The 21,245-nt window shown below is 68.3% G+C and carries 28 protein-coding genes; 13 read left to right on the plus strand and 15 right to left on the minus strand.

The genetic code is table 11. The features are described 5' to 3' along the window. Position 1 precedes the first annotated feature (1 nt). Genes NOW55_RS11090 through NOW55_RS11100 form a run of 3 tightly spaced genes read right to left on the minus strand, consistent with a single transcriptional unit; the run spans position 2 to position 1,966 of the window. Entirely contained in the window at positions 2-391 is a 390-nt protein-coding gene (locus NOW55_RS11090; RefSeq protein WP_256400154.1) for a DUF7318 family protein, read from the minus strand. Between the two features lie 3 nt (positions 392-394). Further along, complete coding sequence (locus tag NOW55_RS11095; RefSeq protein ID WP_256400155.1) at positions 395-1,051, minus strand: plastocyanin/azurin family copper-binding protein; 657 nt, start codon at positions 1,049-1,051, stop codon at positions 395-397. 57 nt (positions 1,052-1,108) lie between these two features. Next, positions 1,109-1,966, minus strand: a complete 858-nt coding sequence (locus tag NOW55_RS11100; RefSeq protein ID WP_256400156.1) for a DUF7319 domain-containing protein — start codon at positions 1,964-1,966, stop codon at positions 1,109-1,111. 94 nt (positions 1,967-2,060) lie between these two features. On the opposite strand from NOW55_RS11100, the gene NOW55_RS11105 reads away from it, so the two are divergent. Continuing rightward, positions 2,061-2,549: a DUF7321 family protein gene (locus NOW55_RS11105; RefSeq protein WP_256400157.1), complete on the plus strand. Its 489-nt coding sequence runs from the start codon at positions 2,061-2,063 to the stop codon at positions 2,547-2,549. A gap of 3 nt (positions 2,550-2,552) precedes the next feature. Here the strand turns inward: NOW55_RS11105 and nth are convergent, their stop codons facing one another. From nth to NOW55_RS11140, 7 genes are all read right to left on the minus strand, one after another. Continuing rightward, positions 2,553-3,236, minus strand: a complete 684-nt coding sequence (gene nth / locus NOW55_RS11110) for an endonuclease III (RefSeq protein ID WP_256400158.1) — start codon at positions 3,234-3,236, stop codon at positions 2,553-2,555. Between the two features lie 47 nt (positions 3,237-3,283). Then, complete coding sequence (locus NOW55_RS11115) at positions 3,284-4,036, minus strand: 4-phosphopantoate--beta-alanine ligase (RefSeq protein WP_256400159.1); 753 nt, start codon at positions 4,034-4,036, stop codon at positions 3,284-3,286. A gap of 33 nt (positions 4,037-4,069) precedes the next feature. Then, positions 4,070-4,408 (minus strand): hypothetical protein, encoded by a 339-nt coding sequence (locus NOW55_RS11120; protein WP_256400160.1) that lies wholly within the window; start codon positions 4,406-4,408, stop codon positions 4,070-4,072. A 52-nt stretch (positions 4,409-4,460) separates the two neighbouring features. Then, entirely contained in the window at positions 4,461-5,291 is an 831-nt protein-coding gene (locus tag NOW55_RS11125) for a pantoate kinase (RefSeq protein WP_256400161.1), read from the minus strand. A 39-nt stretch (positions 5,292-5,330) separates the two neighbouring features. Beyond that, on the minus strand, positions 5,331-5,540 hold the full coding sequence (locus NOW55_RS11130; RefSeq protein WP_256400162.1) for a hypothetical protein: 210 nt from the start codon (positions 5,538-5,540) through the stop codon (positions 5,331-5,333). Between the two features lie 262 nt (positions 5,541-5,802). Next, positions 5,803-7,107, minus strand: a complete 1,305-nt coding sequence (gene aspS, locus NOW55_RS11135) for an aspartate--tRNA(Asn) ligase (protein ID WP_256400163.1) — start codon at positions 7,105-7,107, stop codon at positions 5,803-5,805. A 59-nt stretch (positions 7,108-7,166) separates the two neighbouring features. Continuing rightward, positions 7,167-7,883: a hypothetical protein gene (locus tag NOW55_RS11140; protein ID WP_368407765.1), complete on the minus strand. Its 717-nt coding sequence runs from the start codon at positions 7,881-7,883 to the stop codon at positions 7,167-7,169. A gap of 196 nt (positions 7,884-8,079) precedes the next feature. On the opposite strand from NOW55_RS11140, the gene NOW55_RS11145 reads away from it, so the two are divergent. From NOW55_RS11145 to NOW55_RS11155, 3 genes are all read left to right on the plus strand, one after another. Next, positions 8,080-9,639: a long-chain-fatty-acid--CoA ligase gene (locus NOW55_RS11145; RefSeq protein WP_256400165.1), complete on the plus strand. Its 1,560-nt coding sequence runs from the start codon at positions 8,080-8,082 to the stop codon at positions 9,637-9,639. After that, a complete protein-coding gene (locus NOW55_RS11150) occupies positions 9,636-10,427 on the plus strand; it encodes an enoyl-CoA hydratase/isomerase family protein (RefSeq protein ID WP_256400166.1) in 792 nt (263 codons plus the stop codon). The genes NOW55_RS11145 and NOW55_RS11150 overlap by 4 nt, the downstream gene beginning before the upstream one ends. A gap of 71 nt (positions 10,428-10,498) precedes the next feature. After that, positions 10,499-11,017, plus strand: a complete 519-nt coding sequence (locus NOW55_RS11155) for a winged helix-turn-helix domain-containing protein (protein WP_256400167.1) — start codon at positions 10,499-10,501, stop codon at positions 11,015-11,017. A 49-nt stretch (positions 11,018-11,066) separates the two neighbouring features. On the opposite strand, the gene NOW55_RS11160 is transcribed toward NOW55_RS11155, so the two are convergent. The 4 genes from NOW55_RS11160 to NOW55_RS11175 form a co-directional block, all read right to left on the minus strand. After that, positions 11,067-11,513 carry a MaoC/PaaZ C-terminal domain-containing protein gene (locus NOW55_RS11160; RefSeq protein WP_256400168.1) on the minus strand — a complete coding sequence of 149 codons (447 nt, stop codon included), beginning with the start codon at positions 11,511-11,513 and terminating at the stop codon, positions 11,067-11,069. After that, entirely contained in the window at positions 11,510-11,962 is a 453-nt protein-coding gene (locus NOW55_RS11165) for a PaaI family thioesterase (protein ID WP_256400169.1), read from the minus strand. Before NOW55_RS11165 ends, NOW55_RS11160 begins: the two co-directional genes overlap by 4 nt. Then, on the minus strand, positions 11,959-13,914 hold the full coding sequence (locus NOW55_RS11170) for a 3-hydroxyacyl-CoA dehydrogenase/enoyl-CoA hydratase family protein (protein ID WP_256400170.1): 1,956 nt from the start codon (positions 13,912-13,914) through the stop codon (positions 11,959-11,961). The genes NOW55_RS11165 and NOW55_RS11170 overlap by 4 nt, the downstream gene beginning before the upstream one ends. A gap of 102 nt (positions 13,915-14,016) precedes the next feature. Beyond that, positions 14,017-14,718 carry a phosphoglycerol geranylgeranyltransferase gene (locus tag NOW55_RS11175; protein ID WP_256400171.1) on the minus strand — a complete coding sequence of 234 codons (702 nt, stop codon included), beginning with the start codon at positions 14,716-14,718 and terminating at the stop codon, positions 14,017-14,019. Positions 14,719-14,834: 116 nt separating this feature from the next. Between NOW55_RS11175 and NOW55_RS11180 the strand changes: the two genes are divergently transcribed. The 9 genes from NOW55_RS11180 (at position 14,835) to NOW55_RS11220 (ending at position 19,385) form a co-directional block, all read left to right on the plus strand. Then, the gene (locus tag NOW55_RS11180) at positions 14,835-15,338 is read left to right on the plus strand and encodes a hypothetical protein (RefSeq protein WP_256400172.1); all 504 of its coding nucleotides are present in this window, start codon (positions 14,835-14,837) and stop codon (positions 15,336-15,338) included. A gap of 35 nt (positions 15,339-15,373) precedes the next feature. Next, positions 15,374-15,712 carry a peptidyl-tRNA hydrolase Pth2 gene (gene pth2 / locus NOW55_RS11185; protein ID WP_256400173.1) on the plus strand — a complete coding sequence of 113 codons (339 nt, stop codon included), beginning with the start codon at positions 15,374-15,376 and terminating at the stop codon, positions 15,710-15,712. A 3-nt stretch (positions 15,713-15,715) separates the two neighbouring features. Further along, on the plus strand, positions 15,716-17,038 hold the full coding sequence (truD, locus tag NOW55_RS11190) for a tRNA pseudouridine(13) synthase TruD (protein ID WP_256400174.1): 1,323 nt from the start codon (positions 15,716-15,718) through the stop codon (positions 17,036-17,038). A 177-nt stretch (positions 17,039-17,215) separates the two neighbouring features. Next, on the plus strand, positions 17,216-17,935 hold the full coding sequence (locus tag NOW55_RS11195) for a DUF2103 domain-containing protein (protein WP_256400175.1): 720 nt from the start codon (positions 17,216-17,218) through the stop codon (positions 17,933-17,935). Positions 17,936-17,991: 56 nt separating this feature from the next. After that, positions 17,992-18,267 (plus strand): eL43 family ribosomal protein, encoded by a 276-nt coding sequence (locus tag NOW55_RS11200; RefSeq protein WP_256400176.1) that lies wholly within the window; start codon positions 17,992-17,994, stop codon positions 18,265-18,267. Then, on the plus strand, positions 18,264-18,398 hold the full coding sequence (locus NOW55_RS11205) for a DNA-directed RNA polymerase subunit P (protein WP_256400177.1): 135 nt from the start codon (positions 18,264-18,266) through the stop codon (positions 18,396-18,398). Before NOW55_RS11200 ends, NOW55_RS11205 begins: the two co-directional genes overlap by 4 nt. Positions 18,399-18,405: 7 nt before the next feature. Further along, positions 18,406-18,660: a KEOPS complex subunit Pcc1 gene (locus tag NOW55_RS11210; RefSeq protein WP_256400178.1), complete on the plus strand. Its 255-nt coding sequence runs from the start codon at positions 18,406-18,408 to the stop codon at positions 18,658-18,660. Positions 18,661-18,757: 97 nt separating this feature from the next. Further along, the gene (locus NOW55_RS11215; protein WP_256400179.1) at positions 18,758-19,135 is read left to right on the plus strand and encodes a prefoldin subunit beta; all 378 of its coding nucleotides are present in this window, start codon (positions 18,758-18,760) and stop codon (positions 19,133-19,135) included. Positions 19,136-19,139: 4 nt separating this feature from the next. Next, complete coding sequence (locus tag NOW55_RS11220; RefSeq protein WP_256400180.1) at positions 19,140-19,385, plus strand: DUF3194 domain-containing protein; 246 nt, start codon at positions 19,140-19,142, stop codon at positions 19,383-19,385. Here the strand turns inward: NOW55_RS11220 and NOW55_RS11225 are convergent. Continuing rightward, the gene (locus NOW55_RS11225) at positions 19,382-21,241 is read right to left on the minus strand and encodes a DUF2070 family protein (protein WP_256400181.1); all 1,860 of its coding nucleotides are present in this window, start codon (positions 21,239-21,241) and stop codon (positions 19,382-19,384) included. The genes NOW55_RS11220 and NOW55_RS11225 overlap by 4 nt on opposite strands. Positions 21,242-21,245 lie beyond the last annotated feature (4 nt).

Here is a 21,245-nt window from a genome sequence, read left to right on the forward strand (position 1 = left end):
GTTATCTCTTGTAGTAGGGATAGACCGCACGTTTGAGTGTGTCGAGCGCGCTGGCGTCGCCGAGCTGCTCGCCGTCGACGTCCTCCTCGCGGACGTAGAGGTCCTCCCACTTCCGACGGCGCTTCTTGACGATCATCACGTCTGGCAGGAACTCCTTGCGGTAGAGCAGGAGGATGAACGCGAGGTCGATGAAGACGATGGCGAGCAGGAACCCGAGGTACATGTTCCCCTCACCGCTCAGTCCCCAGCCGTTGACGAGGCCGTAGGTGAACAGGCCGATGAAGACGACCTCGATGACGGTCAGCAGGACGATGGCGACCGCTGCGGCGGTACTCTCTCTGGCCGGTTCGTATCGGTGGATGTCACCGTAGTTGCTTCCTTTCGTGGACATCGTTCAGTCCCTCCCTGGGCTGCTGCTGTGTGCGGACTCGCCGTACTTGAGCACGTAGAACGTGAACATCAGCGAGCTCATGATGGCGAGGATGGTCGCGATACCGACCCAGTGGGCCTGAATCGGCACGCCCATGTGTTCGGGGTCGACCTCGCCGCCACCTTCGCCGCCCGGTGCCTGTCCGGACTCGTTGACGATGATGGTACCGACCATGCCGAGGCCGACGTGGGGGTCACACTGGTACTCGTACGTGCCGAGCGTCTCGAACGTGTACTCGTACGTGAAGCCCGTGTTCTCGGTGGGCATGTGCCCCTCCCAGTCCGAGCCCTCCGGTACGCTCTGTGGGTTGATGTTGTGGTTGTCCGACTCCCACTCGAACGTCACCGTCGTACCCGGACTGATGTAGAGTGGCTCCTCCGTACCAGGTGTGTACACGTAGTCGCCGTTCGGGCCGACCGCGACGGTCGCGCTACCGCCGCCACCGCCGCCGGGAGCGGCGGTCGTGCCGTTCGTCGTGCCGTTGTCCGAGGAGTTGTTACCCTCCTGGATACCGAACGAGCCGGACGACCCTGTCTCCTCCTGGGCAGCGGCGGCCGCACTCGCGGCTCCAGCGCCGCCGGCAACGCCGCTGGCAGCCATCAGAAAGTCCCGCCTATTCATACATACGATGGTCAGGATTGGGTTCGCTTAAACCCACCGATGCAAGGGTCACAGGCCCTACGACTCGGTGTCACTCGTGTCGTCGACACCCACGGAGTTGCGGGGGTCGCCGTCGGGGTCGACCGGCAGGAACGAGGGCCGCTCGCCGTCCTCGAGACCGATGGCCCGCAGGCGGTCGCGGTACTCCTCCGCCCGGAAGCGGTCGGAGAGTCTGGCGTTGGCCACCGTCAGGAACAGCGCGACGCCCGCGATGGCGAACACCATCGCCATCACGATCATGATGCCCCGTGCGAGGTCGTCGCCCGCGCCGCCGGTCGCGAAGAACGCTCCGGCGACGAGGCCGAGTGCTGCCACCAGCAGCGTCCCCGCGACGATCTGCAGCATGTTGTTGCCGAGCTGGCCGCTCCCCTCCGGGATCTCGTCGGGGTGGGGAAGCACCGCCTCGGCCGGCGGCTCCGTGGGCTCGTACTCGTCCATCGAGCAGAGCGCGACGGTCGGTTTCACGTCGCGGAGGACGGTGCCGAAGCCGTCGATGGAGCCGTCGGGGAACACCATCGCGTAGCCCTCGTCGGAGTACGCGAGCAGGACCGCCTCGCCTTCGTACTCGACGCGCTCGATGATGGCGAACACGTCGCGGCTGGCGATCTGGGCGTTGAGGTCCTGCTCGACGCGGTCGAGCAGCTCCTCGCCGACGATCCACGTCTCGGGGTCGAAGACGGCGTCCCACTCCTCGTAGCTCATCTCCGCCATCTCGGACGGGCCGAAGTCGTCGAAGTCGTACTTCTCCTCGACCTGCCGGCGGAGCTCCTCGTCCGAGACGTACTCCGTCTCGGCAGTCTCTACGGCGTCGTCGGGCTCGCCCTGACCGGCCCGTTCGTCCTCGCCCTCGGACCGGGACGGTCCAGCGTCGGTCATCACCCCGACCTTGGTCCCGAACCTGTAAACGCTTTCCGACGTCCACCCCGGCCGGATTCCCATCTTTTAACGCGGCTCGAAACCGAGGTCGGGTATGGTCGAGGACCTCACCGTCGCCACGGTCGCGCTGACCATGGTCTCCGCGAGCTTCCCCTTCTACCTCTACGGCGCGTGGATCATGATCGACACCGAGATCGTCACGTGGGACGTCCTCGTCTACCACCTGAAGTTCATCGTGGTCGGCCTGACGCTGAACACCCTCCCGGTAGTCCTCTGGATGGGGCCGCGTCTCATCAACGAGGAACAGTTCGGCGGGCTGGCGGCGCTGCACTCCTTCCTCGGCCTCCAGGCGTACGCGCTCCTGCTGTTCGCTCTCACGGGCATCTACCACATCCTGCAGGCCAAGCGGCGGCTGAACCTCTACGACGACCCAGACCCCGACATCGCGCTGGACGAGATCCACGAGAACATGCCCGCGTGGCGGTTCCGCCTCCGCGTCGGCGTCTTCGGCTACGTCATCTTCTGGATACTGGCCTACGTCGTCGGCATCATGCGCTACGTCGTGCTGTACCAGATCTTCTGAACCTCACCAGGACTCGCCCGACGCGAGGTCGACCTCGGAGTCGCCCCGTTCCGACGGGCAGATATCCGCGAGCACGCAGGCGTTGCAGTCCGCCGACCGCGCCCCGCAGACCGCCCGCCCGTGGTCGATGAGCAGGTGGGTGAACTCCTGCCACTTGCCCGCCGGAACGACCTCCTGCAGGTCCGGCTCGATGGTCTCCGGTCGCTCAGCCTCGGTCAGGCCGAGCCGTCGGGAGAGCCGCTGGACGTGCGTGTCGACGACGATGCCCTCGACGATGTCGTGGCCGTGCTGGAGCACCACGTTCGCGGTCTTGCGCCCGACGCCCGGCAGGTCGGTCAGTGCCGACATCGTGTCCGGCACCTCGCCGTCGTGCTCCTCCACGAGAATCTCGCCGATGCCCTGGAGGTAGCCGCCCTTGTTGTTGTGGAACGTGATGCCGTAGATGTCCTCCGCGAGCTGCTCCTCGCTCGCCGCGGCGTAGTCCTCGGCGGTCTCGTACTTCTCGAACAGCTCTTCGGTGACCTCGTTGACGCGCTCGTCGGTGCACTGCGCGGAGAGGACCACCGCGACGAGCAGTTCCAGCCGGTTCGAGAAACGCAGCGAGATGGTCGAGTCCGGGTACTCCTCCTCCAGCCGCTCGACCACTTCCTCGGCCTGTGCCGACCGCGGTTCCAGTGGGGTTCCCATGTCCTCGTGTTCGAGGGCTGCCGTTTCAGCGGTTCGGTTCCGAACACCTACTCGAACGTGCCAGTGCGGATCTCTCGTTCGGCCTCGTCGAGGGCCGCCTGGGCGTCGAAACCTTCGACGAGTTCCCGAAGTGTCGCCTCGTCCTCCTGGGCCAGCTCCTGGGCGTGTTTCGTCATGTTCGGCAGCGCCCGGACGATGTTGTCGACGATGGGGACGGCGGCCGCCCGCGCCGACCGCGAGCCCGGGTTGAGGTCGACGACGAGTTCGGTCTTGCCCATCTCGGCGAGCGCCTCGGCGCGGTCGCCGTCCTCCAGCGGGACGAGCACCACGTCGGCGTCGTAGATACCGTCGGCGTCGACCTTCCCGCGCTCGTGGGAGAGCCCGGAGATGCGCGCGTCGGCGGTCAGGCCCTTCACCTCGCGTGCGCCGTGCTCGCGCAGGTGGTCGGCGATGGCCTGCATGCGTTCCTCGGTGCGGTTGAACAGGTTCACCTCGATGTCCGCGCCCGTCGCCTCGGCGAGTTCGACCGTCTCCGCCGGTGCGAGCGCGGCGACGTTACCGTTCACCGAGAGCACGGCGTGCTCGGCCAGCAGGAGGTGGGCGACGGCGACACGTTCGGCCGCGTCGGCGGAGTCGGTCGTGCGCTCACCGAGCAGGTAGTCGAACGCCTCGCCGCGGCCCTGCGCGATGAGTCCCTGTCGGCTGGTGATGCCCTTGTCGACGCCGGCCTCGATGCGGTGTCGGGTCAGCAGCGACTCGTACCGAGGGTGGTCCTCGGGCACGTCGACGTGTTTGCTCATAGCCCCCCGTGGGTGCCCGACGGTGAAAAACGCTCACGATTCGAAGTGCTCGCCGGACACGGCCAGCGAGACGAACGCGGTCCCGCCGAGTCCGGTGCCGACGAGGAACGTCGGGTCCCCGGTGATGGCGGCTCCGAACGTGGAGAGACCGACGATGGGAGCCAGCACCAGCAAGAGCCCGACCCGTCCCGCCGGCCGGCCGAGTGCGGCGACCCTGACGAGGCCGAGCAGCAGGAGTGCGACGATGAACAGCGGCACGGACTGGATCGGCGTCGGCGCGTTCAGGAACCCGAACGCGCCGAGTGCGAACGCGAGCAGGGCCGTCGTGAAGATGGCGACGACGACGGGAGCGGGCGTGCGCTGGTCGGTCATCGGTCGCACTCCGGACGCAGGGCAGGAAAGCGCGTCGGTCGCGGGCGGTGGGTCACTTCAGCATCGCACCCGCGGGGTGGGTCGCACACACGGACGGGTCGTAGCCGGCGTCGGTGAGGCCGGTCCCGAGCGCGAACACGGTCTCGCCGAGCATCGCCATCGACGCCTGGCCGTCGGCGGCCAGCACGTCCTGGATGACCGCCGCCACCTCGGGCGTGAGCAGCTCGGCCTCGCGGGCGAACCGCCGCGACGCGTGCACGAAGCTCGAAAGCGTCGGCTCCTCGACGACTCGTGAGAGCGCGCGCTTGCCCGCCTCGGAGAGCAGTTCGGTGTCGCCCGACAGCACGTCCTCGGTCGACAGCTCACCCAGCGTGAGGTACTCGACTCGTGCTCGCGCGGGGATGCCGTCGAGGTGGTTGTCCTGCGGCCCGCCGGGCTCCAGCCGGATGGGGAGGCCGCCGCGTGCCTGTGCCACCACGTCGCCGAGGCCGGAGCCTGCCTGCACCTCCGCGCCGTGGGCGATGGTGACCAGCTCGTTCTCCGAGAGCCTCCGTCGGTAGACGCGGTTCGTCGCCAGCGCGGTCCCGAGCGCCAGCGCGCCGGAGACCCCGAAGCCAGCGCCGAGCGGCAGGTCCGTCTCGGCCGCGACGACGGCCGGTGCCGAGAGTGCGTCGAGTACCCGGTCGACCGCCTCGACCTCGACCGCGTCACCGTTCAGCATCAGGGACGGCCCGTTGCCCTGCTGGACCGTCACCTCGACGCCGTCGGTCAGGGTCAGCCCGGCACCCGTGGAGCCGGCCTTCGTCGGGTCGGACTCGTCCGGGTGCGCGCTGAAGAAGCCCGTGATGTGTCCCGGAACGAACGCCCGTGCCTCCTCGGTCATGCCACTCCCTCCGCGACGGGTCCCTTAATCCGTTTTCATCTACGGCCAGCCGGCGTCGGTCGCGTCCGGACTCAGGAACGTCAGGTACGCCAGCAGGCCCGGTGGCCCGGTGAGGAAGACGGCGAACGTCAGCCCGGCAGCGGTGGGGCGACCGTGGTGCTCGGCATCGTAGCAGACCCACGCGGCGATACAGGCCCAGCACAAGGCCACGAAGATGGCGAGTCCGAACAGGAGGGCGACCTCGGACATATTTTCATCCTGTTCTGTGTGCTATAAAGCTGTTCTGTGAGGTGTGTCTGGAAGAGAATCCGACAGGACGGCCGGTTCGACAGCCCGTCCGCCCTCGTCTACCCACGGACTCAGCCGCTGGCGATCGCGTGGGAATTCACTCGCTCCGTTTCACTCCGCTCGTGCTTCCCGCTCGACAGATGCGGCTTCGCCTAGGGGCTCAGCCGCTGTCTGTCCAGCGAGACTCGCTGCGCTCGTCTCGCAGGCTCGCCACATCTTCGCCCTACGGGCTCAGACGCTGGCGATCCCGCGGGAACAGCACGGCCTCGCGGATGTTGTCCAGCCCGAGCATCGTCATGACGAGGCGCTCGCCGCCGAGGCCCCAGCCGGCGTGCGGGGGCATGCCGTACCTGAACATCTTCGTGTAGTACTCGAACTCGTCGGGGTCGAGGCCCTGCTGCTCGAAGCCGGCGACGAGCTGTTCGTAGCGGTGCTCGCGCTGGCCGCCCGAGACGAGCTCCATGCGTGGGTGCATGAGGTCGAAGCCGGTCGAGGTCTCCGCGTCGTCGTCGTAGTCCTTGATGTAGAACGGCTTGATCTCGCTGGGCCAGTCGACGATGAAGTAGTGCTCGCCGACCTCCTCGCCGAGGACGCGCTCGGCCTCCGTCGAGAGGTCGTCGCCGTAGACGAGCATCTCGTCGAGCTCGCCGGTCGCGTTGATGCGGTCGAGCGCCTCCTCGTAGGTGAGCCGCGGGAAGTCGCCGCTCGGGGCCTCGAACTCCTCTTCGAGGTCGAGCAGTGCGAGCTCCTCCTGGCAGTTCTCCGCGACGGCCTCATAGGCGGCCTTCACGATGTCCTCGACGACGTCCATCGCCTCGGTGTGGTCGTGGAACGCGCCCTCGAAGTCGATGGAGGTCGCCTCGTTCAGGTGCCGCGGCGTGTTGTGCTCCTCGGCGCGGAAGATGGGGCCGATCTCGAACACCTTCTCAAGCCCGGAGCCGGCCATCAGCTGCTTGAACAGCTGCGGGCTCTGGTTCATGAACGCCTCCTCCCCGAAGTAGGAGATGGGGAAGAGCTCGGTGCCACCCTCGGTGCCCGTGGCGACGATCTTCGGCGTGTTGATCTCCGTGCAGCCGTCGTCGCGGAACTGCTCGCGGACCGCGCGCAGGACCTCGGCGCGGATCTCGAAGATGGCCTTCACGTCGGGCTTGCGGAGGTCGAGCGTGCGGTTGTCGAGTCGGGTCGGGAGCTCGGCGTCGACCTTGCCGGAGGGGTCGAGCGGGAGCTCGGGGTCGGCCGGCGCGATGACCTCGAAGCCGTCGGGGGTTACCTCGACGCCCGTGGGGGCGCGGGGCTCCTCGTCGACGAGGCCGGTGACGCTGACGACGCTCTCACGGGAGGCGTCGAGGCCGGCCTCGACGAGGTCGTCGTCCATCTCCTCTTTCTCGAACTTGATCTGTATCTTCCCGGTCTTGTCCCGGAGGATGAGGAAGGCGATGCCGCCGAGGTCGCGGATCTCGTGGACCCAGCCGGCGACGGTGACGTGGTCGCCCGGCTCGGCGTCCGCGGTGTACGTTCGGTTCTCCATACCACCGGTTTCCGGAGGGGTAGCCTTAAACACCGTCTTTTCGGTCGACGGGACCCGGCTCAGAAACCACCGTATCGCAGGTACACCATGCTGGCGATGACGGCGAGCTGGAACCCGCCCTGGATGCCGCTGAGCTTCGCGTTGCGCATCCCGATCCGGCTGATGACCTGGGTGTCGGGGTTCGCCGACGTCATCTCGCGGTACATCTTCACCTCGCCGGGCAGCAGGATGCCGAAGCCCATCACGCTGAGTACTGCGACGATGACGAGCGCGACGGCGATGACGTTGCTCGTCATCTCGAAGGCGGGCAACGTGGTCGCGAGGTAGCCGACGCTCACGACCAGGGAGACGCCGAAGGCGACCAGCCAGCGCCAGTCTCTGAAGGCGTCGAACTGCCAGCCGATGCTCAGGAGCGCGGGCAGGAGGGTGAACGCGGTGAACAGCGCCAGCCACGGCTGGGCGTTCGGGAACACCTGGACCCGGAGTGCGAGCGTGATGCCGCCGGCGATGGTGACGAGGGCCAGCGACGGCATGAGGAACGTCATCTTCGGCGTGAACCGCTCGAACACCGCGGAGCGGGCGTCGACTGCGAGTCCGCCGAGCACCGGCCCGAGCACCATCGCCATGAACAGGTCGATTCCGGTCCACAGCACCCCGGCCATCACGTGGACGTAGGTGTGCTGCTCGCGTGTCCCCACCGTGGCGGCCAGTGCGAGCGCGAGCACCGGCAGGACGACCGCACCCGTCGCGAACGCCGGGTTCGCTCTCGACCCCATGCCTCGAACCGTCCCACGAACCGTCTCGGCCATGCGGGTCCGTCTCGACGCCGGGCTGAAAAACGTTGCTCCGATGACATCCGTCCTCGCGGGCGTGCCGATGTTACCATCGTTAATACACCGCACAAACAGCGCTAACAGTCGTGCCCGCCACGCCAACCTTTTAGAGGGAATACTCCCTTGGGCAAGACGAGCCATGGCAAATCTTGTCACAGAGATCGCCGACACGGTCTCGGCGCATCCCGACACGACGGCGCTGCACTACGACGGGCAGGACATCAGCTACGAGGAGTTCTGGGGACAGGTGGGCCAGTTCGCCGCCGGACTGCAGGAGGTCGGTATCGAACCCGGCGACCGGGTGGGGATCTACCTCCCGAACCTGCCACAGTTCGTGGTCGCGTTCCACGGGACGCTCCGGGCCGGCGGCATCGTCGTCCCGATCAACCCGCAGTACAAGACCCGGGAGATCAGCCACCTCCTCGGGGACAGCGGTGCGAAGGTCGTCGTCACCATCGGCGACCTCGTTCCGTTCGTCGACGGCGTGAAAGACGACACCGACGTCGAGGAGGTCGTCGCCATCGGCGGGCACGACGACGCGACCGCCTTCCGCGACTTCCTCGCCGCGGGGGCACCCGACATCGTGGACCGCGACGACGACGACGTGGCGGTCCAGCCGTACACGTCCGGCACGACGGGGCAGCCGAAGGGCGTCCTGCTCACCCACGAGAACCTGCGCTCGAACGCCGCGATGGCGGCCTCGCTCGTCCCCGACGGCGTCAGGACGGACGACAAGGCGCTCGGGGTGCTCCCGCTGTTCCACATCTACGGGATGACCGTGGTGATGAACGCGACGCTGTTCAGCGGCGGGGCGTACTACCCGCTGCCGTCGTGGGACGCCCAGCAGGCGATGGAGCTGCTCGCCGCCGAGGACCTCACCATCATGCACGGGGTGCCGGCGATGTACAACGACGTCATCAACCAGCCCAACGCCGAGGAGTTCGACTTCTCGTCGGTCCGGCTCTGTGGCGTCGGCGGTTCCGGCATCCCCGCCGAGGTGCTCCGACGGTTCGAGGAGCTCTACCCCGCGAAGATCTACGAGGGCTACGGGCTCACGGAGACCAGCCCGGTCACGCACTTCAACAGCCCGGAGAAGGGCCGCCGCGTGGGCAGCATCGGCAAGACCCTGCCCGGCGTCGACTGTCGGGTCGTCGACGAGGAGTTCGCGGAGGTCGCCCCCGTCGATGAGGGGCCGGTCGACGAGGACGAGGTCGACCTCGACGAGATAACCGGTGAGCTCGTCATCAGTGGCCCCAACGTGATGCAGGGCTACTACGGCCTGCCCGACGCCAACGAGGAGGTGTTCACCGAGGCGGACGGCAAGCGCTGGTTCCACACCGGCGACATCGGCTACCACGACGCTGACGGCTTCTACTACGTCGTCGACCGCGAGAAGCACATGATCGTCACGGGCGGCTACAACGTCTACCCGCGCGAGGTCGAGGAGCTCCTGTTCGAGCACCCCGACATCGCCGAAGCTGCGGTCGTCGGCATCCCCGACGAGCGCCGCGGCGAGACCGTCAAGGCCTTCGTCGTGAAGACGCCCGACTCGGACCTCACCGAGCAGGAGGTGCGTGAGTACTGCCTCGAACGCCTCGCCGAGTACAAGCACCCGCGCGAGGTCGCGTTCGTCGACGAGCTCCCGCGGACCACGACGGGCAAGGTCCAGAAGTTCGAGCTGCGGGAGGCCGACGAATGAGCGACGCCGTCCTCGTCGACATCGAGGACGGCGTGGCCACCATCACGCTGAACGAGCCGGACCGCCGGAACGCGTTCTCGATGGACATGTCCGCGGGGCTCCGGGATGCGCTGGACGAGGTCGAGGAGAGCGACGCCCGCTGTGTCGTCATCGAGGGCGCGGGCGACGCGTTCTCGGCCGGCGGCGACGTGGAGCTGATGTCCCAGACCGCGACCGGCGCGGTTCCGCTCGACGAGAGCGTGCGCACACTGGAGAAGACCACCAGCGAGACGATGGCGCGCGTCGTCGCGTTCCCTCTCCCGACCGTCGCGAAGGTCGAGGGACCGGCGGTCGGTGCCGGTGCGAACCTCGCCATCGCCTGCGACGTGCAACTCGCCAGCGAGGACGCCGCCATCGGCTTCGTCTTCCGTGAGGTCGGGCTGGCCGTCGACGCCGGCACGTCGTACCTGCTCCCGCGCGTCGTCGGCACGAACGTCGCCAAGGAGCTCGTGTTCACCGGCGAGGTGCTGGGGGCCGAGCGCGCCCACGACCTCGGGCTCGTCAACCACGTCTACGATGCCGACGAGTTCGACGAGCGCGTCGACGAGTTCGTCGCCCGTATCGCGACCGGTCCGACCGTCGCGCTCCGGCACTCCAAACGCCTCATCGACGAGGGGCTGCGCCGGACCGTCGACGAGGCCATGGTCGCCGAGGCGACCGCCCAGGGACTCTGCTTCGACTCCGACGACCACGCCGAGGGCGTCACCGCCTTCGTCGAGAGCCGGGAGCCGGAGTTCGAGGGCTCCTGAGCGCGCGGCGTCCGGGGGCGAGAGATACACGAACCGAAGCTGATACCCCATCCGAACGAGACGGCACCGACATGACCGACGACGACGCACCCGACTGGACGTTCAAGGAGCGCGACGTGGTCATCCTCCGCGAACTCGCTGCCAATCCACAGCGCTCATCGCGCGAGCTGACCGACATCCTCGCGTCCGAGTACGACATCGACGTCTCCCACGTCACCGTCAGCGAGACCATCCGGAAGATGCGCGAGCAGGGCGTCTTCCGCGAGGCCATCATCCCCAACGAGGAGTACTTCATCTTCGGGCTGTTCGAGTTCAAGTTCGACCCCGAGCACTTCGCCGACGAGTGGCGCGACGCCATGGAGTACATCCGCGACAGCGAGCACACCCTCTTTTACTTCCTCTCGGACGGGGAGTACCAGTGGAAGTCCGTCATGATGTTCGCCACGCGCGAGGAGGAGTCCCGCTGGATCCACGAGTTCTACAAGCGCCACGGCAAGGTCGTCTCGAACCTGCGGAACTCCGTCATCCACAACGTCCTGAAGTTCGGGACCGACCCCGAGATCTTCGAGGCGCTGGACGAGGAGCACTGAATCGGACGGTATCTCGGTTACACTATTGACTGTCCCGCGCGCCAGCCACTCACCGAACAAGCGCGAGCAGTTCGCACGACAGCACGACGGTCCCGTCCTGGTTGACGACCTCGGCCTCCTCGCGCACCACGCCGGCGGCATCGGGGTGGTCCGGGCGCTCCTCCAGCTCGACGACCGCCGTCTCGACGTGGATGGTGTCGCCGACGAACGTCGGTGCGCGAAAGCGCAGGCGGTCGACGCCGTAGAACGCCACCACGTCGGAACTGCTCTCGCCGCCGCCAGCGCGCTCCTGCCAGAGCAGGCCCGTGGCGATGGAGAAGACGAGCGCGCCGTGAGCGATCCGTTCGCCGTACTCCGACCTCTCCATCCGCTCGGCGTCGGTGTGGAGGTGGTTGAAGTCGCCGCTGACGCCCGCGAAGTTCACGAGGTCGGCTTCGGTGATGGTCCGGCCCGCGGTGCGCCGACCGTCGCCGACCTCGGTGTCCGCGAATCTCATGGCTCCCCCATGAGCCGGTAGCTCGTTCGACCGACGGCCACGTCGACCCACTCGCCGTCCTCGCGCTCGGTCGTGACCAGCGCGTCGGTGACGCCCATCGACGAGCCCGCGCGGATGACCTCGGCCTCGACCCGCAGATCGCCCGTGGCAGGCCGGAGGTACGACACGTCCAGGTCCGTCGTCGTCAGCCGCGCGGTCGCTGGGTCGTCGAACGTCGTCCGGAGCGCGAAGCCGCTGGCGGTGTCGACCAGCGAGGCCGTGATACCGCCGTGGACGACGCCGTCGGAGGCGGGGTTCGTCAGCTTCTCGTCGTATGGCGCGGCGAAGACGACGCGGCCGTCCTCGACCGTCTCGACGGAGAGCCCGAGCCACGAGAGGAAGCCGTGGCCGTCGATGTACTGCTGGTACGCCGTCGCGATGTCGTCGTGGGCGAACTCCGGCCGGGTCATCGGCCCTCGAACTCCGGCTCGCGGTCCTGTGCGAACGCGGTCGTCCCCTCGACCACGTCGTCGGTGCTCATCAGCAGGCCGAAGCCCTGGCTCTCCATCGCCAGCGCGGCGGCCAGGCTCGCGTCGTCGCCCTCGTTCAGCACCTTCTTGGCGACCTTCAGCCCGAGCGGCGGCCCCGACAGCAGGTCGTCGCAGAACTCGTCGACGGTCGCGTCGAACTCGTCGGCCGGCACCGCGCGGTTGACGAGCCCCCAGTCCTCGGCGCGCTCGGCGCTGATGCGGTTGCCGCGGAAGACGAGCTCCTTCGCCCGCGTCTCGCCGAGGATGCGGAGGAGCCGCTGTGTGCCGCCGCCGCCGGGGATGAGTCCGAGCCGGATCTCGGGACAGCCGAACTCCGAGCCCCCCGTGGCGATTCGGAGGTCACAGGCGAGCGCGAGTTCCAGCCCCGCGCCGAGACAGTAGCCGTCGACCTTCGCGAGCACCGGCCGCGGGAAGTCGTTGACCGCCTCGAACGCGGGCGTCACGTCCATCACGTCGGTCGGCTCCACGTCGGCGAAGCCGCCGATGTCCGCGCCGGCGCTGAACGCCCGGTCGCCGGCCCCCTCGATGGTCGCACACCGAATCTCGTCCGTGTCGACCGACTGGAACAGGTCGGCGATCTCGTCGAGCAGGTCCGCCGAGAGCGCGTTCATGCGCTCTGGCCGGTCGAGCTCGACCGCGAGCAGCCCGTCCGCAACCTCGTAGTTCAGCAGCCGGTACGGCCCCGGCCCGTCGCCGGTGTCGTACTCGTAGAACCCCCGTCCGGCGGCCTCGCCGGTGTGGCCGGCCTCGACGAGTTCGACGAGGTGGTCGGCGGGCTCGTACCGGTCCGCGCCCGTCTCGTCGTACAGCTCGCGGAGCTTCGAGAGCACGGTGTCGAGACCGAGTTCGTCGCCGCGGCGACACGGCCCCGTCGCGAAGCCGGCCCCCAGTCGGGTTCCCGTGTCGACGGCGTCGGGCGTCGCCACACCGTCGCCGACGAGCTTCGCCGCCTCGTTGACCATCCGGGCCTCGACGCGCAGCGTGTCGAACTCGCCCGCATCCTCCGGCTCGTAGTCGGCTCCGTCGCCGTCCTCGTAGTCGTAGTAGCCCCTGCCGGTCTTGCGCCCGAGGTCGCCCGCCTCGACCTTCTCCTCCGCGATGGGTGGGACCGGGATACCGCCCTCGGTCCGGACGTGGTGGCCCACGTCGATGCCGGTCAGGTCCGCGAGCTCGAACGGCCCCATCGGGTAGCCCCGCTCGTGGACCATCGCGGCGTCGGCCTCCCGAATCGCCGCCTCGCCCTCCGAGACCATCCACGCCGGCTCGCCGCCGAACGGGCCGAGGATGCTGTTGACGACGAACCCTTGGACGTCCTTGCGGACGTGGATGGGGGTCTTGCCCAGCGACTCGACGAACTCGGCACCCTTCTCGGCGACGGACCCGGCCGTCTTCTCGCCGTGGACGACCTCGACGAGGTCCATCTTGACCGGCGGGTTGAAGAAGTGCAACCCGACGACGCGGCTGGGGTCCGAGACGGCCTCGGCGATGCCCGTGATGCTCAGGCTGGAGGTGTTCGACGCGAGGATGGTCCCCTCGTCGGTGTGTGCCTCGACCTCGGCGAAGATCTCGCGCTTGAGGTCCATCCGTTCGGGTGCGGCCTCGACGACGAGGTCCGCGCCGGTGACCGCCTCGGCGAGGTCGACCGTCGTGTCGAGCCGGGTCAGCACCGTCTCGGGTGACTCGTCGATTCGCTCCTTCTCGGCGAGCTTCTGCAGGCTCCACTCGACGTTCCCGTACCCCTCGTCGACGAGCCCCTGTTCCACGTCGCGCATCGTCACCTGATAGCCGGCGAGGGCGGCGACCTCGGCGATACCATGTCCCATGTTGCCCGCACCGAGCACCGCGACCCGGGTGATGCCATCGACTGTCATGCAGGGACGTGTGCCCACGAGCGGCTTAACTCCACCGGGCAGGGTTTACGACTGTTAAACAGAGGGAGAGAATACGAAACAACGGTAACGGGCCGCCGGCGGTCAGGCGTCGTTCGCGCCGTCGACGGTCCGGGCGACCGCATCGACGCCCTCGTCGTGGACGAGGTCGCCGACGACGACCACGTCGGCGTGTTCGGCCATCAGGTTCGCGGACTCGTAGTCGTGGATGCCACCGCCGTAGAACAGCGTCGCCTCCTCGAGTGCGTCCGCGGCCGCCTGCACGGTCTCGGGGTCACCGAGCATCCCCGAGTACTCGAGGTAGACGATCTTCTGGCCGAACATCTTCTCCGCGACCTCGGCGTAGGCCGACACGTCGTCCGTCGTGAGATCGCAGTTCGCGTCGGTGTACTCGGCGACGCTCGCCTCCGGGTTCAGCACGATGTACGCCTCCGTCGTCGTACGGTCCCAGTCGAGGCCACCCTCGATGCGAACCCACTCCTTGTGTGCGCCGGTGACCCAGAAGATATCGCCGGCGTTGAACACCGTCGGGATGAGGTAGCCGTCCAGCGCGTCGCTGTCGACGACAACGCTCGGGTTCGACGGTTCCTGGTAGATGGGGACGTCGTAGTCCGCACACGCCTGGATCATCTCGCGCATGTTCTCCTCGGTCATCCCCAGCGTCCCGCCGATCTCGATGGCGTCCGTACCCGTCGCACACACGTCCTCGAACGTCTCGCCCTCGACGAGGTCCTTGTCGGGGTCGAGCTTGAGGATGTGGTTCCAGTCCTCCCAGGCTGCGCTCATACCCGGTCGAACCTCACGTGCGACCAAAACCCCTTCGATACGGTGAACTCGGCGCGTGAGTCGGAACTCGAAACCGGACGAACGGTTAACCCCGGTCGGACGGAAGACACGGTCGAATGCGACGAAGACGAGTGCTGCGGCTGGCCGGTCTCGCAACCGCGACGGGAGTCGCCGGCTGTTCCGAGCTCTCGGGTGGCTCCGGCTCGGACACGGCCAGCGGGATCGCCCGTCGCCCCGACGACGACGCGCCACCCCGGGCCGTCCTCCCGAGCCCGGAGGGCGGGCTCGAAATCGTCGGACTGCGGACGACCGGTGGCGCGGTCGGCGCGAACGCCGGCCAGCTCGCCACCTACGAGGCCGACGACGGCACCACCTTCGAGATCGCCGCCCTCCGGATGGAGACCGAGTCCGACGCCACCGCGCTGGCGAGCCGCATCCGGGATCAGGGCCGCTTCTACGGGATGGACGTGGCCGTCAGGCACGGCGTCTTCGTGGTCGCCGGTGGGACCGACGACGCCGACGCACGCGACCGGCTGCTGACGCTGCTGAGCTACTCCGAGGCGGTGAACCGGGCGTTCATCGCGGAGCACGACCTGCTCGGCGGCGCAGGCAATGGATAGCCACCGTTTTACTCGCGCCACCCCTCGACCTCGACATGAAACAGGCCATCGTCGCGCGGACCGACATCGGCATGGGCCAGGGGAAGCTGGCCGCACAGGTCGCCCACGCGTCGCTCAGCGCGTACGAGGACGCCGACTCACGAACCCGGAAGGCGTGGAAGGGCTCCGGACAGAAGAAGGTCGTCCTGAAGGGAAGCGGCGAGTCGGAGCTGTTCGAGCTCGCCGACAGGGCCGAGTCCGAACGACTCCCCCACGCCATCATCCGGGACGCCGGGCACACGCAGCTCGACTCCGGCACCGTGACCACGCTCGCCGTTGGCCCCGGAGAGGACGAGGTCGTCGACCGTGTCACCGGCCACCTCTCGCTGTTCTGAGCGATGCGCGAGGCACATCCACGCGAACGGGCCGTCGGCATCGAGCACTACGTGAGCGACGACGACGGCGTCGGTGGCCGACTCCGCGCCGAGGACGAGCACTTCCGGGTCGTCGAGCGCGAGCGGTTCGAGACGAACCCCGTCGACGCGCCCACGGGCGACTACCCGTACCTCGTCGTGCGCGCGACGCTCCGCGGCTGGGACACGAACGACTTCGTCCGCCGGCTCTCGAACGAGCTCGGGATGAGCCGCGGCCGCGTCTCGTGGGCCGGCACGAAGGACAAGCGCGCGGTGTCGACGCAGCTGTTCACACTGCAGGGCGTCGACCCTGAGGACCTGCCGTCGCTCTCGCGCGCGGACCTCGAAATCGTCGGCCGCGCCGGCCGTGCCCTCCAGTTCGGCGACCTGCTCGGCAACGAGTTCGAGATCGTCGTCTCTGACCCCGACGACCCGGTCGCTGCGGACCGCGTGACAACGGAGCTGCGCGAGTTCGGCGACGGCGACGTCGCTGTCCCCAACTTCTTCGGCCAGCAGCGCTTCGGGAGCATCCGGCCGGTCACGCACGAGGTCGGCCTCGACATCGTCCGCGGCGACTGGGAGGCCGCGGTGCGGACCTACGTGGGCAACCCGCATCCCGACGAGCGCGAGGCGACCCGCGAGGCGCGGGAGCTCGTCGACGACGGCGCGGCCTGGGCGGACGCGCTGGAGGCGTTCCCCGGCGGGCTCCGATTCGAGCGGTCGATGCTCCACACGCTCGTCGAGAACGGCGGCGAGGACCCCGCCGACTTCCGCGAGGCTATCGAGACACTGCCGGAGAACCTCCAGCGGCTGTTCGTCCACGCCGCACAGTCGTACGCGTTCAACCTGATGCTGAGCCGGCGGCTGGAGCGCGGGCTCCCGTTCACGAAGCCGGTGGCCGGCGACGTGGTCTGCTTCGCCGACGCCGACGCGCCCGAGGCGTTCCCGTTACCGGACGTTGACCGCGAGCAGCGCGTGACCGAGCGTCGCGTCGACACCGTCGCACGTCACTGCGAGCGCGGCCGGGCGTTCGTGACCGCACCGCTCGTCGGGACCGAGACGGAGCTGGCCGACGGCGAGCAGGGCGAGATCGAGCGGGCGGTGCTCTCGGAGCTGTCGCTCACGGGGTCGGATTTCGACCTCCCGGGCGAGTTCCACAGCGAGGGAACGCGGCGTGCGGTACTCGTGGGGACGGCCCTCGACGTGGCACAGGAGCCCCTGACGTTCTCGTTCTCGCTCCCGAAGGGCTCCTACGCCACCGTCCTGCTGCGCGAGTACCTGAAGGTGGACCCGGTCGAACTTGGCTGACAGGCGACGCTCTCCTCGCGTGGACCGTTGCGTCGCGCACCCGCTACGCGGTCCACGGCTGCTGGTCAGGGCACGCCGGTCGTGGGCCCGGCTCCGTATTTGAACCCTCTGTCGCGGATCTCGTTCGCGGGTGCTCGAACCGCACGGCTTTAGGCCAGCCGACGGTTACCGCCTGATATGGACTGCAGGCGGTGTGAGACGTCGCTCGAACGGCCGGGAGACTACTGTCTCACCTGCCACACCGCCAACTGCGACGCCGTGGTCGTCGACTGTGCTCGCGAGCGGGCGACCGTCACGGTACTCGACGGCGAGGAGGTCGTCGGCGAGACGACGGTGACGACGGTGCCCGACGACGGCGAGGAGACCGGCGTCGTCGAGTTCCGAAACTTCGCGGGTCGCGTGGCAGACGAGATTCGCCGGAAGCGCCCGGAGACGGTGTACGCGGCGGGCGACCGCGCCGTCGTCCGGGAGACGCGCGCCCAGCTCCACCACGAGTTCTACCGCGTGGACGGCGAAGACCCCGTCGCGGCGGCGATTGGCGGGCTGGGCGAGTCGGGCCTCGACGTCGTCGACCTCGCGCCCCGGGAGAAGATCGGGGGCGCGCACTCGACGCTCATCGGGGGCCGTACGGGACAGACAGCCATCCGGACCGTCGCCGAACACCCGCACGTGAAGAAGGTCATCCCGGGCCCGATCGATGCCGGCGGGTCGAGCTCGCAGGCGAGCGTCGGTGCGAAGGTGACCCGGGCCGACGGCAACGGCAACGTTCGGATGCTCATCCGGGACGGCTCCAGTGTTCAGGAGAACCGTGTCGTCACGACGGCTGGCGACCGGGAGATGGGTGAACGCGTCCGTGAGGATCTGAACGAAGCGCTCACGACAGCCGACCTGGGCTGACGCGGGCGTTCCAACTCAACAGGTTTATTTGCGGGCTGACGGTATGAACTGGTATCATGGCCAAGAAAAAGGGAAAGACCGGTAGCGCCGGTCGTTTCGGCGCACGCTACGGTCGTGTCTCGCGACGCCGTGTCGCCGAGATCGAGGACGAGATGCGGAACTCCAAGGTCGATGGCGACGACGTCAAGCGCGTCGGCACCGGCATCTGGGTCAACGAGGAGACCGGCGAGAAGTTCACCGGTGGCACGTACCGCGCCCAGACGCCCGCGGGCAAGACCGTCCGGCGCTCCATCCGCGCCGCGCTCGCCGACGACAGCGACGACGACGAATGAGCTACAAGTGCTCGCGCTGCAAGCGTGACGTGACGCTCGACGAGTACGGCGGCGTCCGCTGTCCCTACTGCGGGCACCGCGTCCTGCTGAAGGAGCGTAGCACCGACATCAAGGACGTCGACGTGCGGTAGGCGGGCGATGCCCGCGAACGAGACCGTTCTGGAGTTCGAGTACGACGACGACGCGACGGCGACGCTGGTCGCCGAGAGCGTCCGTCCGGAGGTCGGTGAGATCGCGAGCGACCGCTCCACAACCAGCCTCCGACGCGACGGTAGCACCGTCGTCGTGACCGTTGCGGCCGCGGACCGGGTCGCGCTGCGTGCCGGGATCAACACGTGGATTCGACTCGTCGACGTGGCCGAGCGCACGCGGGGGCTCGTAACCGGCTCCTGACCCGTCGCCTGTGTGCGCTTTCACCCCGGCTGAGCGTGGGTCTGTCTCGCGCCCGGGAAAGCGGGGGTTTTTCAGGGCGGAAACCATCCAGCAGAGTATGCAAGGAAATCTGCCGCCGGAAGCACAGGAGAAGATAGAGGAGCTGCAGGACCTGCAGGAGACGGCACAGCAGGTCGCTATGCAGAAGCAGGAGGCCGACTCTCAGCTCACCGAGGCCCAGACGGCCCTCGACGAGCTCGAGGACATCGACGAGGACACACAGATGTACCGCGAGGTCGGTGAGCTGCTCGTCGCCACGGACTACGACGAGGCCAGCGAGGCACTCGACGACAAGGTCTCCAGCCTGGAGATTCGCGTCGAGACCCTCGAGAAGCAGGAAGAGCGCGTCCAGGAGCAGTTCGAGTCGCTCCAGGAGGAGCTCCAGAACATGCTCGGCGGTATGGGCGGCGGCATGGGCGGCGCCGGCGGCGCGTAATCGGATGAGCGAACCGACGGACGAGGAGGTCGTGCAGGTCGCCGCTGAGGCGGCCGAAGGCCTCGTCCGCTCCCGTTTCAAGCAGTCGAACGTCCGCGACCTCGACGTGACCGTCACGTTCGAGGACGGCGTGCTCGACGTCGACGTCTACCTGAACGCGCCCGAGGGCGACGCCGACGCGGAGGCGGTCGCCGACGAGGCCGCACGCGCGGCGCAGGCGGCCGTCGACGAGCTGTTCGAGGACGCCTAGGACAGCAGGAAGACGACGACACTCAGGCCCATCGCGGCCATCGTCAACAACACGGCGAGCGCCCCGCCCATCGACACCATCGCGTTGGCGTGGCTCGCCAGCGTCTCCGTTCTGTCGTTGCCGAACACCGTGACGCGAGCGCGCTCCGTGGCCATCCCGGCCTCGACAGGTTCGCGGTCGGCGAGTGCACGGTCGGCGAGGTCGGCGACCAGTTCGACGAGTTCGTCCACGTCGAGCGCCTCACCGACCTGGTTGCTCGACTCGACCCTGTTGACGACGTGTGTGTCGGTGGTCATCACCTCGGCGCGGTCGACCGCGTCGGGGAGGCCGTCGATGAGTCGTTCTCTGACGCCGGGCTCCATGTTGTTCCCGTCCACGAGCACGTACGCCGTCACCTCGTCGGCGACGTCGACGCAGGCCACCCGGACGCCGAGGGGGCCGATACCGTCCTCGGGCTCCCAGTCGGTGGGCTCCCAGGCGACGCCGAGCTCGAACGGGTTGCGTTCGGCGTCGTGGAGCTCCTCGGCGGCCTTGCGTGCGGCCTCCATGATGTCGAACGAGCGCTCGCTCCCCGGCGTGACGTGGCCGAGGTCGTCGCCGCGGAGGCCGTTGTTGCAGTTGTGGGCGTCCACGAGCAACGCCTCGTCGAAACCGCCGGAGCGCGCCTCCGCGACGGCGGAGAGGCCGACCGCGTAGTCCACGTCGTCGGCGAATCTGGGGGAGTGCGTGTTCACGAGCAGGATGTCGTCGCCGAACGCCTGCGCTAGCAGCTTCGCGTCGCCCGAGGTTGTCCGGACGCTCCTCGTCGCGCCGCCACCGACGGAGAGCGCGTCGTTCGCAGCGGCGGCCGTCTCGACGATGGTGTCGACCTCGCGCTCGGTGACGAGGTTGAAGTCGTGACCGGCGGTCGCGTGTGGCGGGAGCGCCATCCCCTCTGTCGCGCGGGCGACCCGTTCGGGCAGGTTCCCGCCACCGATCTCGCCCATCGGACCGGGGTGGACCATCGGGAGGACGGCCCGGGCCTTCTCGGAGCCGTCGCCGCGGCGGAAGCCGAGGACGGTCACCGGCACGAGGGCCTCCTCGCCGAGCTCCTCGAAGAAGGTCTCGAGTTCGCGCGAGTCCTCGGCGATGTGGCCGATGAAGCCGCCGAGGAAGTCCCGCACGGAGACGCCGAGGCTGCGCTTCCACGGTCGGTCGATGATGACGAGGAAGAGCCACACCGCCGAGCCGTACAGCAGGCAGACGAGTCCGAGGATGACGAAGTCGCCGGGGACGATGGGCGAGAGCTGTATCTCGGTGTGTTCGGCCCGCGAGAGGTACGCCTGGACGAGCGGGCCACCGACCTCGAGATAGCGGCTCGTCCCGCTGTAGACGAACAGGAGCGCCGCGGCGGCGACGGTCTGGATGCTCGCCGGAACCGCAGCACGGGGGATGGAGTGGCTCGACACCGCGGCGACGATCAGCAGCCGGAGCGCGAAGATGGACGCGAGGCCGGCGTACAGCACGTCGAACACGAAGTTCTGGCCGAAGCCACCCACCAGCGCCACGACCCCGCCGACGGCGAGGAAGACGACGACGAGTATCTCACAGAGCAGCGCGAGCAGCGACGAGCGGCCGGCGGTGAGCTGTCCGCCGAGTCGCTGGTCGACGGCCCCCGTCAGCAGGCTCGCGACGACCGTCGGGACGCCGATGAAGAAGATACCCTGCGTGAACCCTTCGAGAAAGAAGCCGTCGTCGAAGACGCCGACACCGGTGACACCGGCGACCACCATCGCGAACGCGAGACTCGTGTACCACTGTGGGGCGCGGAAGATGTACCGCGAGAGGCTCGCGAGGTCGCCCTGGGTGGTGGTCATCGTG

Origin of the sequence: Haloarchaeobius litoreus, assembly GCF_024495425.1 — an archaeon.
Classification (GTDB): Archaea; Halobacteriota; Halobacteria; order Halobacteriales; family Natrialbaceae; genus Haloarchaeobius; species Haloarchaeobius litoreus.